Consider the following 13,215-nt stretch of genomic DNA (forward strand, 5'->3'; position numbering starts at 1 on the left):
CCGCCACCCGGGCGGCGGCCTCGGCCGCGGYCTGCTTGGYCGCGGCGGCCGCGGCGGCGGCGGCGACCTGCTCGGCGGCACGCTGGGTGTCCCAGTTCACGAATGCCTGGCGTTGATTCTGCAGACCCGAGACATTCTCACGCGCGGCGCCCAGAGCCGCCTCGGCGGCGGCCTTCTCGGCCTCGATCTTCGCCTTCTTGCCCGCCTGCTCGGCCAACGCGGAGCGGGCCACCGCAATTGCGTTCTCCGCCTCCGCCTTCTGCGATTCCGCGGCGGACGCGGCCTCGTCCGCGGACTGCTTGGCCTCGCGGGCGGCGGAGTTCTTGTTGGCCTCCGCGGTGCGCGCACGTTGCAGCCCGTCGAGGACCGAGTTCTTGTTGGTGGCAAGGAGCTTGATCAACTGGGCCCGGTCGAGCACGTCCGCCGGCCCGGCGGACCCGATGAATGAGGCGATCGACGCGACCCCGGTGCCCTGCCGATAGGTGTTCGCCGCGAACTCGTCGAACTTCGTCTGCGCCCAGTGGATCTGCGCGCCCGCGTCCTGCAGCGCCTGCAGCGTCCCGGCGACGGCACCGGCCGCGACACTGGCCGCGTCACGCGCGTTCTGCAGGTCCACCAGTGCCTTGTTGACGCCCTCGCGCTTGATCGCCACCTCGTCGTCGAGGGCGCTCAATTGCTGGTCGGCCGAAGCGACTTCGTTGATCAGCGCACCGACCTGACCCAGCCGGGAATCCACACCCGCCGTGGCCTGCTGGAGGTCGGAATCACTGGGGTTCGGAGGCGGCGGCGGAACGGCCGCGGCCAGGCCCGTCGTCGTCGTCACCAGGGACGTCACGACGGCGAGTCCGACGAGCAGTTGCGCACTACGAATTCTCGATCGCGAGAATCCGCGGCGGTGGGTCCCGCGCGCTGCCCTTCGGCTCACTGACTTCTCCCTCGGTTCAACCACCACGGTGAACAACTCCGGTGTCACCGAGCCGACGTCCAGAACTGGCCCTGCAACCCGTCTTCGTGGTCGTGCCCATCGGGGGAAAACGTGCGCGAGCAGCGGTCACCTACGTGACGATCCACATACGTGACGACGATGCCACGACGACACTTCTTCCCCTTAAGTGCCAATGGCACCGTACGACACTTTGCCCACGGGCGGTAACTCTAACCACAAATAACACTGAAGTAGTTTTCTGCACCATTGACGGACACGTCGAATTCACCGACTTCACATCCGAATGCCAACGCCCCGTAGGACTGTCGGAAAAACGCGGGCCCTGCGGCGCGCCGCGCGCCGACGCACGCGAGAAAACGCCCATCCGGGCGATGGAAGGAGTGTCAGCGACCGTCGCGGTCGGCGCGGCGCCTGCGCAGCACCCAGGTGGCCGCGGCCGCGCCGCCGGCCAGCACCAGGACACCGACGGTGATCAGCCCGTACGACTCCCCCGGCGCGATGAGTTCGTCGACGTAGTTCGACGCGGACTGCACGGCGTTGCCGGTGTACGCCTTGTCCTGGGCGTCCTCGACGGCGACCCGGGGCAGGGTGTTGGTGTACGACCCGACCCAGCTCGGGCTGAGCACCAGCACGGTGCCGTCCTCGTGCTTGCCGACCGCCGTCGCGATGTCGCGCAACTGCTCGTCGCGCCCTGGGTTCCGCTCCAGGACGACGATCTTCACGTCCAGTCCGTGCTCCTGGGCACGGGCCACCACCGCCTGCAGGCCGGGCACGTCGGCGGACGGCGCGGACACCCCGTCGTCCGCGAGGTCCGCGACGACGGTGTCGATGTCGACCTCGGGCGGGATGTCGGCCGGGGCCGGGAGGAACGCGAAGGTGAGGGCAGCAGGCATCTTTCATCCGGATCGATTTCAGGCGCGTGGGCTCGCGCGGCGCGTCGTTCGCCCAGCACACTACGGGACCGGCCCGATCCCACCCGTGCCGCTCGGCGCCCGGCGTTGCGACACGCCGGGACGTGGGCAAGGATCGACACGTGCCCCGACCGGCCAAACGTCGGGAGCGCACGAACCCGCCCGCGGGCTTCACAGGACAAGCGTACTGTTAGACTTGCCCCGAGGTGCTTCGGCGCGACCGATTGGTTCGCTGCGACGAGCCTCGCTTCAGCCGTCGGCACAGCCCCGCCGACGGCGAACCTCAAAGACGAGTGGAGCTGACGTGACCACCAGTATTGATTCATTTGGCGCCAAGGGAACTCTCGAAGTCGGAGACAACTCGTACGAGATCTTCCGACTCTCGGCTGTTCCCGGCACCGAGAAGCTGCCGTACGCGCTGAAGGTTCTCGCGGAGAACCTGCTGCGCACCGAAGACGGCGCGAACATCACCGCCGACCACATCCGCTCCATCGCGAGCTGGGATCCGTCGGCCGACCCGAGCATCGAGATCCAGTTCACCCCGGCCCGCGTGATCATGCAGGACTTCACCGGCGTGCCCTGCATCGTCGACCTCGCCACCATGCGTGAGGCCGTCACCGCTCTCGGCGGCGACCCGAGCAAGGTCAACCCGCTCTCCCCCGCCGACATGGTCATCGACCACTCGGTCATCCTCGACGTCTTCGGCCGCGCCGACGCCCTCGAGCGCAACGTCGACCTCGAGTACCAGCGCAACGGCGAGCGTTACCAGTTCCTGCGCTGGGGCCAGGGCGCGTTCGACGACTTCAAGGTCGTCCCCCCGGGCATGGGCATCGTGCACCAGGTCAACATCGAGTACCTGGCGCCCACCGTCATGACCCGTAACGGCCAGGCGTACCCCGACACCTGCGTCGGCACCGACTCGCACACCACGATGGTCAACGGCCTCGGCGTGCTGGGCTGGGGCGTCGGCGGCATCGAGGCCGAGGCCGCGATGCTCGGCCAGCCGGTCTCCATGCTGATCCCGCGCGTCGTCGGCTTCAAGCTGACCGGCGAGATCAAGCCCGGCGTGACCGCCACCGACGTGGTGCTCACCGTCACCGACATGCTGCGCAAGCACGGCGTGGTCGGCAAGTTCGTCGAGTTCTACGGCAAGGGCGTCGCCGAGGTGCCGCTGGCCAACCGCGCCACCCTGGGCAACATGAGCCCCGAGTTCGGTTCCACCGCCGCGATCTTCCCGATCGACGAGGAGACCGTGAACTACCTGCGCCTGACCGGCCGCAGCGAGGAGCAGCTCGCGCTCGTCGAGGCGTACGCCAAGGAACAGGGCATGTGGCACGACGCCGACGCCGAGCCCAACTACTCCGAGTACCTCGAGCTGGACCTCGGCTCCGTCGTGCCGTCCATCGCCGGCCCGAAGCGCCCGCAGGACCGCATCCTGCTCTCGGACTCGAAGAACGCGTTCCGTCGCGACATCCACACCTACGTGGAGGATCACGTCGCGGCCGACCACAGCCAGCTGGACGAGGCCGTCGAGGAGTCCTTCCCCGCGTCCGATCCCGCCGCGCTCTCCTACGCCGACGACGCCGCGGGCGCCGTGGCGTCGGCCGCCAACGGCGCACAGGGCCGCCCCTCCAAGCCGGTGCGCGTCACCACCCCGGAGCAGGGCGAGTTCGTGCTCGACCACGGCGCCGTCGTGGTCGCGGGCATCACCTCCTGCACCAACACCTCGAACCCGTCGGTGATGCTGGGCGCCGCCCTGCTGGCCCGCAACGCGGTCGAGAAGGGCCTGTCCACCAAGCCGTGGGTCAAGACCAACATGGCGCCGGGCTCGCAGGTCGTCAACGACTACTACGAGAAGGCCGGCCTCTGGCCGTACCTCGAGAAGCTCGGCTACTACCTCGGTGGCTACGGCTGCACCACCTGCATCGGCAACACCGGTCCCCTGCCGGAGAACATCTCCAAGGCGATCAACGACAACGACCTGTCGGTCACCGCGGTGCTCTCGGGCAACCGCAACTTCGAGGGTCGCATCTCCCCCGACGTCAAGATGAACTACCTGGCCTCCCCGCCGCTGGTCATCGCCTACGGTCTCGCCGGCACCATGGACTTCGACTTCGAGGTCGATCCCCTCGGACAGGACCAGGACGGCAACGACGTCTTCCTGAAGGACATCTGGCCCTCGACGCAGGAGATCGAGGCGACCATCGCGTCCTCGATCAACCAGGACATGTTCGTCAACTCCTACGCCAACGTCTTCAAGGGCGACGAGCGCTGGCAGAACCTGTCCACCCCGGAGGGCGACACCTTCGCGTGGGACGAGAACTCGACCTACGTCCGCAAGGCGCCGTACTTCGAGGGTATGACGATGGAGACCACCCCGGTCACCGACATCACGGGCGCCCGCGTCCTGGCGTTGCTGGGCGACTCGGTCACCACCGACCACATCAGCCCGGCAGGCCCGATCAAGCCCGGCACCCCGGCCGCGCAGTACCTGGACGCCAACGGTGTCGAGCGCAAGGACTACAACTCCCTTGGCTCGCGTCGCGGTAACCACGAGGTGATGATCCGCGGCACGTTCGCGAACATTCGCCTGCGCAACCAGCTCCTCGACGACGTCTCGGGCGGCTACACCCGCGACTTCACCCAGGAAGGCGCGCCGCAGGCGTTCATCTACGACGCGTCGCAGAACTACCAGGCAGCCGGCATCCCGCTGGTCGTCCTGGGTGGCAAGGAGTACGGCTCCGGTTCCTCGCGTGACTGGGCCGCCAAGGGCACCAGCCTGCTCGGCGTCAAGGCCGTCATCACCGAGTCGTTCGAGCGCATCCACCGCTCCAACCTCATCGGCATGGGCGTTGTGCCGCTGCAGTTCCCGGTCGGCGAGTCCGCCGCGTCGCTGGGCCTCGACGGCACCGAGACCTTCGACATCGAGGGCATCGTGAAGCTCAACGAGGGCGTCACCCCGAAGACCATGAAGGTCACGGCCACCAAGACGGACGGCGCCAAGGTGCAGTTCGACGCGGTCGTCCGCATCGACACCCCCGGCGAGGCGGACTACTACCGCAACGGCGGCATCCTGCAGTTCGTGCTCCGCAACATGATCAAGGGCTAGGCAGCCTGATCCTGTGATCTAGGTAGATCGCGCAGAGCGCGGGCGGCGGGCTCGGGACGTCTCGTCTCGAGCCCGCCGTTCCCGTTCGGTACGAAAGGATGTCGGCTGTGCCCAAGGTCAGCGAGGACCACCTCGCGGCACGTCGGAGCCAGATACTCGACGGCTCCCGACGGTGTTTCGCGGAGTACGGCTACGAGGGCGCCACTGTGCGCCGACTGGAGGAGGAGACCGGGCTCTCGCGCGGCGCCATCTTCCACCATTTCAAGGACAAGGACAGGCTGTTCCTGGCCCTCGCCCACGAGGATGCCCGCAGGATGGCCGACGTGGCGGCCGAGCAGGGTCTCGTCCAGGTGATGCGCGACATGCTCGCGCAGCCCGAGCAGTTCAACTGGCTCGGCACCCGCCTGGAGATCGCGCGGCGGCTGCGCACCGACCCGGAGTTCGCCCGGGACTGGACGCAGCACAGCGCGGAACTGACCCAGGCCACGGTCAGCCGGCTCGAACGCCAGAAGTCGGCGGGACGGCTGCGCGACGACCTGCCCACCGAGGTGCTGCTCGGCTACCTCGACCTGGTGCTCGACGGCCTGGTCGCGCGGATCGCGTCCGGACATGCGACCGAGAACCTCTCCGCGGTTCTCGATCTCGTGGAGGAATCGGTGCGGCGCCGGGACTGAACTCGACGTCTCCCGCCGCCGACGGGGCGGGGTGAGTCACGCCATCCGGTGTCGATTCGCCCCGCCCCGTCCGCGCAACACGACCCCGGACTCGGTCAGCACGGTGCGGATGAAGCCGTACGAACGGCCGGTGGCCTCGGCGAGGCTTCGGATGCTCTCACCGCGCGTGTAGCGGTCCCGCAGGTCCCGCTGCAGGGCATCGCGAGTCGCGCCGGTTATCCGGGTTCCCTTGCGAAGCGGATCGGGTCCTGCCATCGACGACCTCCAGGCGAGCCTGCGAGTGTTCGGTCAGCAGTTCCAGGCTAGCCACCACGCCCGGGTCACGGCAACGACCCGCGCGCCCGTCAGCCCTGCTCGATGTACGACTCGAGCTGGTCGCGTTCGCACTGCAGCTCGTCGATCCGGCTCTTCACCACGTCACCGATGCTGACGATGCCGAGCAGCCGGCCGTCCTCGACCACCGGCAGGTGCCGGATCCGCCGTTCGGTCATGGTCTCGGCGAGGCTGTCCAAGCTGTCGGTGGGCAGGCAGGTGAACACCGAGGCCGCCATGATGTCGGCGACCCGGGCGCCGAGCACCTCCGCGCCGCGCTCGTGGATCTGGCGCACCACGTCGCGTTCGGACACGATGCCGACCATCGCGCCGTTCTCGACCACCACCAGGGCGCCGACGTTGCGCCGGGAAAGTTCCGCGATCAGCGCGCCGACCGACAACCGCGGGCCCACCGTCGACACCGCCGCGCCCTTACGCCGTAACACATCCGCGATTCGCATCTGGACACACCGACCCGTCCGCTCTCGACTACCCGCCAGACGATCATAGGCAGGCAGTCGAGCCGGACGGAACCGTCGGGCGCCGCGGATGTCACGGCTGCACCGGGCGCCCAGGCGAGCTGGATGAGCTCCAGTCGACGTCAAGGCCGCCAGGGAAACGTCAGATCGAGTTGTCTGCGGCTCATCTGCTCGGTTCCTTCTGGCGTCAGGGTTGAACACACGACGGCAAGCACGGTATTCGGGTACTGAGTGCTGAAGTGCGCCTTCTCGCCGGCAGTGAGCGCGATCGCACCGTCCTGCTGCCCGAGCGCAACCTTCACATGGACGTGTTCGTCCCCGCACCGCACGTCCAGGTCATACGGCCGTTGTCCGGCCACATAGTCGACGCGATAGCCAGCCGCCTCATAGTGCGAGGTAACAAGTTCGAAAGCGTGCAGCGCCTGTCCGGTCAATCGTTTCAGACGATACGTAGTGACAGGTTCGACTGCAGCATGCTGGGTCGACCCACCCGGTCCGCCGACTGCGGCGGGTGCTCGATCGTGATTTCCATCGATCCCTTTTGAGCCGCTGGCGCCGAACTCCACCGCCGTGATGTGGTGGCGAATGGCATTCCACCGGTCCGGGACCTTGGCGAAGAAGTCGACCGGCTGACCCCGCGCAATGTGGAGCGCACCGAGCAACCCACGAAAGCACTCGTCGACCATCTCCTGCATTTCCCCGCGGACTCTCCCCTTTCGCCAGTGCAGAAGCAAGTCGCCAATCGGCAACTCGGCCGCACCCGCAGCTGTCACGGCGTCAAGTGCCAGTTCAGGCATGCCTGGTGCAGACTCGCGAATTGCACGACAAGCAACAGCTCGCGAACGCTCCAGACGAATCACCGCAGCACCCACCAGCGCGAGCCGACGGTTGTCCTCCTGCTCGGCTGACCCCGAACCCCTACTTTTCGGTGACTCGATCCAGGAGGAATGGACGAACGCCTGATCGACGAGCCCAATCCAGCTGGGAGCGAAATCGAAACCGATAACGATCGATTCGACCTGTCGCTGCCAAGGCGGAGCTGCACCCCGAAGCCTGGAGGGAGCCCGGGTCCTTTCCGCTGTGAACGCGTTCACTGAGCCTCGGTGCTTGCGCAGGTACTCGGATGCAAGCCTTGCGTACGCAGTCTTCTTGGGTTCGCGAGGAACACTGACCGCACGCCCAGCAGTGTCTGTCAACGTCGCAACATTGCTGCCTATTGCCGGCCCGGAACCCGGAGTGCCACTCCAAACTCTCGCTCGCTCCGGAAGGAGAAGATTGAACTCTGGGCTCATGTAGTCGGAGTCTGCCTCCGCATCGAGCGCCTTCATCATTGCTCCGTTGAAGAGCCGTTTCACCAGGCCGTACTCATTGGCATAAACCAATGCACCCAGAACCTGAATCAATACCTGAGACGAATAGCCGGGATGCGGCCGGGTTGCCAGGACGAGCGATTCGAATGCAGAGTTGGCGGCCTGCGACGCGAAGTGCTTCCACGCAGCTGCGGCCAACTCGGATTGCTGCCGGTCGGAGAGGTACCAGCGGTCCTCGAACACCCGAGTCGCGAACTCTCGCCGCACCCAAGCCTTCCCGATGGCGCCGAACGCTCGAAGAATGCCCGGCGTCACACCCGGAACATAATGACCGCCGATGTAACTCTCGTGGATCAGCCCGACACTCAAAACGCGCAACAAGCTGCCCGCGCGGGGGTCCGATGACTCAACGCCAAGAAATGCGAGGACAGCCAGATCGTCGATCGGGCCCGCCACCTGACGAAAGACCGGTTCGGCGGCCGTATCCTGCTGCACTCGATGTCTCCTCCCACAAGCAATTCTTCCGGATTCTATGCTCGACAGGTGTGGCTGCCCGTCACATTCCCGCTTGGCCTACGAAAGGCTCTGCATCCGACGTGCGCATCGCAATCGACTGGATCTCCGGACAGCCGGTGGCCGCCCCAAACGCACGCCGGGGCCGCGAGTATCGCTGCCCGTGTTGCGGAGGGAAGTCCTACCCGCGTGTCGGCACTGTGTACACCCCGCACTTTGCGCACAAGTCGGGCGGGGTGAACCCCCTGTGTGAGGAGTACCACCCGGGAAACGGTCGACCGTCACCGTCCGGTTTCCGATCAAGCGGTGTCACCGAATACCTGCACCTGGACCGGGTGTCCGGTCGGTGGCACCTCTTCATCGAACTGGACGAGATCCCGCTCCACGAAAGCCACGGAGTCTCGCCATCGTTTCTGGTCTTCGACGGCATCGAGATTCGCCAGACGGGGCGCGAGCCGCGCAGGGTCGCAGCTGACGGACTCTGGCCCGGGGCTGCACGCAATCTGGTCGACGTGGCGCCATCCCGGAAGGACACGTACGTCCAAACCACCGGACGTTGGCCGAGTACGCTCGCACTCGCGCGCTGGCGCAAAACCCTTCCAGGCCTCCCCGCGACGGGTGTGCTGTTCGTGCAGGTCCACGGCGGCACATTCCAACGCTACGAGCCGCAAATGCGAGTCCACTGGGGTCAGAATCTCGTCTGGGTCGGGCCTCAGACGGTGCAGCCTCCGAAGCAGCTACAGCCGCTGCCCCTCGACCCGGTACGTCACGACGAGACGTGGTTCGCCTGGGTTCTGGAGCTACCTCCGAACGAGACACCCGTCGTGATGCGATGGCTTTCCAAGTTCGGTGTCGAACCCACATCGAGATGGCGGCACACCCGAATCCTGACGCCCCCAACCGACTACACCGACAACGGGGTCCCGCGATACCGCACCGGCGAACAGACAATCGTCCGCCCGGCCGAACACGCCGAGTTCCTCGTCGCCGAGTCCGGCGGTGAAGTGCGGGGATCCAGCCTGACCAGGAGCGCACGGACCGCGCAGCCGCTCGGAATCACCACCGAATCCACCGGACGTACACAGATCCGCACCGACGTTCGCGGCGACTGGGTTGATTACCACGCCGTCGACCACACCGGAACTGAGCCCATCGCGAACGCATGGTCGCTCCGCACGGCGGAAAATGTCGTCCAGCCCTTCACCACCCGCCGCGCAAAGATCCACCCCCACATCTTTGAGGTCGAGACCACGGTGACGGATCTGCGCTTCTCGGTCAGCGCCGAGCAGCACGATGGCGGCCTGAGCACCGCACGGGACCTCGATGCGCAGGCCGCCTCCATGTGGCTGCGTGACAAGGCTCGTACGTGCCGAGAACTCGAGGTCGATGCGGGCAACCTAGGTTTCATCCGGATCCTGCTCGACGAACCCGTCCCCGAGGACGGCCACCGCCCACGTGCCGGCTGGGCCACCGCGTACCGGCACGCGGCCGCGGCGGGCCCCGGTAGCGACTGGGCGCGGCGGCTGCACCCGAATGCAGGACGCGCTGCCGGAAGTCCCAGCCGACGTCCGTAGCATGTGCGGGTGGCTGTCGCACTGGGAACACGGGTGGTCGGAGTCGTCGACTGGCGAAATGAGCAGTTCGCAAGGGTACTCCCGCTGTACAACGAGTCCGCAGATGGATGGATAAGAGCCGATTCAGCCGACTATCCCGATCGTGGGACGGTCTTCTGGTGGAATCCATACGACACAGAACAAGACACACCGATCCTGTTCACCGTTGCCGAGAACAACTCAGGCAAGGGTGATCGCTACAACGTCCAGGGCGCCCAATTCATTCGCCGCGCGCTGGATTTCCGGCACCTTCCGTATCCAGTAGCTCTCGACCACGTGAACATCCTGAAGTTCTCGGTGACACCTGAGGTCCGGACGTGGCGGAGTGTCTATGTGCATTGCCGCGACGACGTCCTGATCGGACCGTTCGACGTCGCCTTCGATGGCGACGTCTACTACGTACCGGCGGAGGGCATTCGGAAGGAGCGCATACCATTCTCCGACACCGAAGCGGCGCTCGTCCAAATCGGCGACCACTTCTACTGCGCGCGCGAAACACCCTTTACGGACTACCTCGACTGCCGTTCCGACGACGAGATCCTCAGGACCGCACTGAATCGAGCCGTCGAGACAGCTGGCAAGTCCTCCGAATCCGTCCCCTCCGAGTTGGGCACCAAGGCTCTCCGCGCCAAGGCGACGACGATCCTCCTGGAAGGAGTCGACAGCGCCGAACGTGCGATCGACCGAATGCGGATCGAGCGGGCAATCGCCATCTGCGAGGACAGCGCCGCGGTCGCGGAGCGCGCGGCCGAGTTGACGTCAATCCTGCTCGCGCACCCTCGGCTCGTCGAGGAGTTCGATGCACAACGACGACTCACGAGAGAGGAAGCCGTCGCGGAGGCAAAGGCGATCCTCGCCACCGAACTGTCCGTTGAACGCGCCGAACTCCATGTACTCCGCACCGAGATTGCCTCCCTCCGGACAGAACACATGACCCTGACGGCAGAGGTGGCGAGGGCTCGTCACCAATTCGACGACGTGGACGCGACCGTCGCACGGGAACTCGAGGCACTCGAGGCAACCGTGACAACCCGCATCGCCGATCTCGTCACCGACGCCAGCGACCTGTTGAGCGAGTCGGTCTTGCTCCGCGCAATCGGTGTTGGCCCCAACGCCCACAAGTCAACTGCGATTGCGACGAGGGCCGGCACACCGTTCCCGCCGTCCGACGGATTCGTTACCACCGCCGATCCAAAGATCGCCGCCAGAACCCTGCGCGATGCCGGCGCACAGACCGGCATCGATGTCGCCGTCCTGCTACGCATTCACGCGGCGCTGGAGGCCGGGTTGCTGCCAATCGTGACTGGCAACGGTGCCACCGCAGCGCTGGCAACGTACTCCGCGGCGGCCAGGGTCAACCGCGTCACCACGCTGGCCGTCACCCACGACTTCCTCCACCCCGTCGACTTGCTCGGAGTGCGCTCCGCGGACCCGAGCACCGTTCGCCTGCACGCGGACCAACTTCTGGCCGCAGATGCCGATGCAGGCAAGAACGGCCCGGGACTCGTCGTCTTGGAGGCCTTCAACCGGGCACCCGCCGAGTCTTACCTGGTTCCGTGGCTGCAGACGCCGCGGCGCGCTATCGAGGTGCCGAGGTTGGCACAAGCCACGGTCGGCAGCGAAATCTTCCTGCCCCACGACGGCCTGTTCTTGGCCGCTACCGCGGCGTCCGGCGCAACGACCGCCCCTGTCGGCCCTGACATTTGGAGCCACTGCGTGGCGATCGACGTCCCAGCCGCTCCCGGGCCGGGATTCGCTCTGCCGGAGCCCGAGGTCATCCTCGCACGCCGTACGATCGCCTCGACCCCGCCGCCGGTCTACACCGCCACCGACCGGGTGCGACGGGCAGTCGGCGACCGGTGGCCGATCGACGACGGTGTCCTCGGCGCAGCACGGCGATTTGGGACCGCACTGTCTCTATTCGAATCCCCGGACAGCCTGGACTCGGCGATTGTGGAATGYGTCGTGGTACCCGCCCTCGCCTCATCGATTTCCGGTCCGACACTCGATGACGCGATCGAGGCCCTGATCGACCGGCAGGCACCGGACCCCGGGACAAGGACCGCGACCTTACTCCGACTGGCACGACGCCATCAGCACCGATTCGCGTGATCCCAGATTCGCTGCGCATCGAGCAACTCGGCGATGGGCAGGCCATGCGTGCGCTGTCCTCGTCTCTGGGCCTCTCGCCCGACGCCTCACCGGAGGATGTCACGTACGAGGTTCTGCGGGCGGTGGCCTGGGCTTCCACTCGTGGGCGGATACCAGTGTCGACGCGGACGCTGCTCGACCGAGCGATGGACGCCCATGCAACATCCGCCCGCGACGCAACAGACGAGCGGGCCCTGCGTCGAATACTTCGCGGCCGCCTCGACATGCTGGCAGCGATCGGCGATCTCGCTCCTCTCGGCCGCGGCCGCTGGCTCTCGGCCCCTGGCTGTCTTGTGCGACTCGACGATTCGGACGATCTCCTCCTCGTCAGTGGCATCCCACTGCGACAACTGAACTCCACCGCGACAATTTGCTCGACCGGGCCGACCCGTACCCTCGATCGCCGCGCTGCAGACCTCCTCGACCTGCCCGTGATCGGCCTCGACGACTGGTCTCGCATACCTCGCCGACCGCTGGCAGCATGGACGCGAGAGCTTCTCGCCAGTGCGCCGACGCGTGGCGATTTCGCCGCCGATGCGTATACAACCCGGTACTACGCACCCGACCTGAGCGACGCTCATACATCACAGCAGCACCGCTGGATGATCCGCAATGCGCGACTGTCCGGCGTCCGGGTCGCCCGCGCCAATACGTTCGGACGCTGGACCGATTACGCAGTTGTCGGACTCGATGCCGGCCGGGTGATCGACGTTCGCGGCGTGAGTCTTCGGGATGTGCGACGACTGATGTACGGGCTGGACCAGCAGTACGGGCGCTCAACCACCGCGACGGTCACCACATTGGAGGCCGGCACACGGCTGCGACTAGGGAGTCCACTCCCCAATGCCGAAACCCGGGCGCTACTCGCGATGGGCAGCCTGCCCGAGAGCACCGGATGGATGATCCCTCGCCACACCCCGACAGTGCGCCACATGCTGGACGACCTCGGAATCAAACTCTCCGATACGCCCTGACGCTGTTGACCTCGAGCACCGATTCGATCTCCACCACCAGCTACTCTGCCCGCGGTGATGTGAATCGCTTTCCGGATCCCGGATCAGTTCGCTCAGGCGAGCTGGATGAGCTCCAGGTACTCCTGCGACCWGTGGTCCTCCTGGCCGTCGGGCAGCAGGATGACCCGCTCCGGGTTCAACGCCTCCGCCGCACCCGGGTCGTGCGTGACCAGCACCACCGCGC

At 66.5% G+C, this 13,215-nt stretch carries 10 protein-coding genes; 5 read left to right on the forward strand and 5 right to left on the reverse strand.

Annotated features, from left to right (window positions below; genetic code table 11):
* Both AC1DU4_RS25135 and AC1DU4_RS25140 read right to left on the reverse strand, forming a co-directional pair.
* The coding region (locus tag AC1DU4_RS25135) for a coiled-coil domain-containing protein (RefSeq protein ID WP_477844518.1) at nt 1-925 on the reverse strand (925 nt) is incomplete at its 3' end.
* 404 nt (nt 926-1,329) lie between these two features.
* Nucleotides 1,330-1,839: an Rv1476 family membrane protein gene (locus tag AC1DU4_RS25140; RefSeq protein ID WP_477844520.1), complete on the reverse strand. Its 510-nt coding sequence runs from the start codon at nt 1,837-1,839 to the stop codon at nt 1,330-1,332.
* A 322-nt stretch (nt 1,840-2,161) separates the two neighbouring features.
* Between AC1DU4_RS25140 and acnA the strand changes: the two genes are divergently transcribed.
* Nucleotides 2,162-4,966, forward strand: a complete 2,805-nt coding sequence (gene acnA, locus AC1DU4_RS25145) for an aconitate hydratase AcnA (protein ID WP_477844522.1) — start codon at nt 2,162-2,164, stop codon at nt 4,964-4,966.
* 107 nt (nt 4,967-5,073) lie between these two features.
* Nucleotides 5,074-5,640: a TetR/AcrR family transcriptional regulator gene (locus AC1DU4_RS25150; protein ID WP_477844524.1), complete on the forward strand. Its 567-nt coding sequence runs from the start codon at nt 5,074-5,076 to the stop codon at nt 5,638-5,640.
* A gap of 36 nt (nt 5,641-5,676) precedes the next feature.
* Here AC1DU4_RS25150 and AC1DU4_RS25155 read toward each other — a convergent pair whose 3' ends face one another.
* The 3 genes from AC1DU4_RS25155 to AC1DU4_RS25165 form a co-directional block, all read right to left on the reverse strand.
* On the reverse strand, nt 5,677-5,895 hold the full coding sequence (locus AC1DU4_RS25155; RefSeq protein ID WP_072844797.1) for a helix-turn-helix domain-containing protein: 219 nt from the start codon (nt 5,893-5,895) through the stop codon (nt 5,677-5,679).
* Nucleotides 5,896-5,984: 89 nt separating this feature from the next.
* A complete protein-coding gene (locus AC1DU4_RS25160) occupies nt 5,985-6,413 on the reverse strand; it encodes a CBS domain-containing protein (protein WP_477844526.1) in 429 nt (142 codons plus the stop codon).
* Between the two features lie 140 nt (nt 6,414-6,553).
* Nucleotides 6,554-8,236 carry a hypothetical protein gene (locus AC1DU4_RS25165; RefSeq protein ID WP_477844528.1) on the reverse strand — a complete coding sequence of 561 codons (1,683 nt, stop codon included), beginning with the start codon at nt 8,234-8,236 and terminating at the stop codon, nt 6,554-6,556.
* A 101-nt stretch (nt 8,237-8,337) separates the two neighbouring features.
* Between AC1DU4_RS25165 and AC1DU4_RS25170 the strand changes: the two genes are divergently transcribed.
* From AC1DU4_RS25170 to AC1DU4_RS25180, 3 genes are read left to right on the forward strand one after another with little or no spacing between them, the layout of a single operon-like run.
* Entirely contained in the window at nt 8,338-9,828 is a 1,491-nt protein-coding gene (locus tag AC1DU4_RS25170; protein ID WP_477844530.1) for a competence protein CoiA family protein, read from the forward strand.
* Between the two features lie 9 nt (nt 9,829-9,837).
* Nucleotides 9,838-11,979: a hypothetical protein gene (locus tag AC1DU4_RS25175; RefSeq protein WP_477844532.1), complete on the forward strand. Its 2,142-nt coding sequence runs from the start codon at nt 9,838-9,840 to the stop codon at nt 11,977-11,979.
* The gene (locus tag AC1DU4_RS25180; protein WP_477844534.1) at nt 11,976-12,992 is read left to right on the forward strand and encodes a hypothetical protein; all 1,017 of its coding nucleotides are present in this window, start codon (nt 11,976-11,978) and stop codon (nt 12,990-12,992) included. Before AC1DU4_RS25175 ends, AC1DU4_RS25180 begins: the two co-directional genes overlap by 4 nt.
* Nucleotides 12,993-13,215 lie beyond the last annotated feature (223 nt).

It is taken from the genome of Rhodococcus sp. P4_F5, from assembly GCF_056401315.1.

What these genes read in the sequence shown, in the direction of transcription:
- AC1DU4_RS25155 (WP_072844797.1), bottom strand. Translation starts at nt 5,895, where the DNA reads ATGGCAGGACCCGATCCGCTTCGCAAGGGAACCCGGATAACCGGCGCG.
- AC1DU4_RS25160 (WP_477844526.1), bottom strand. Translation starts at nt 6,413, where the DNA reads ATGCGAATCGCGGATGTGTTACGGCGTAAGGGCGCGGCGGTGTCGACG.
- AC1DU4_RS25140 (WP_477844520.1), bottom strand. Translation starts at nt 1,839, where the DNA reads ATGCCTGCTGCCCTCACCTTCGCGTTCCTCCCGGCCCCGGCCGACATC.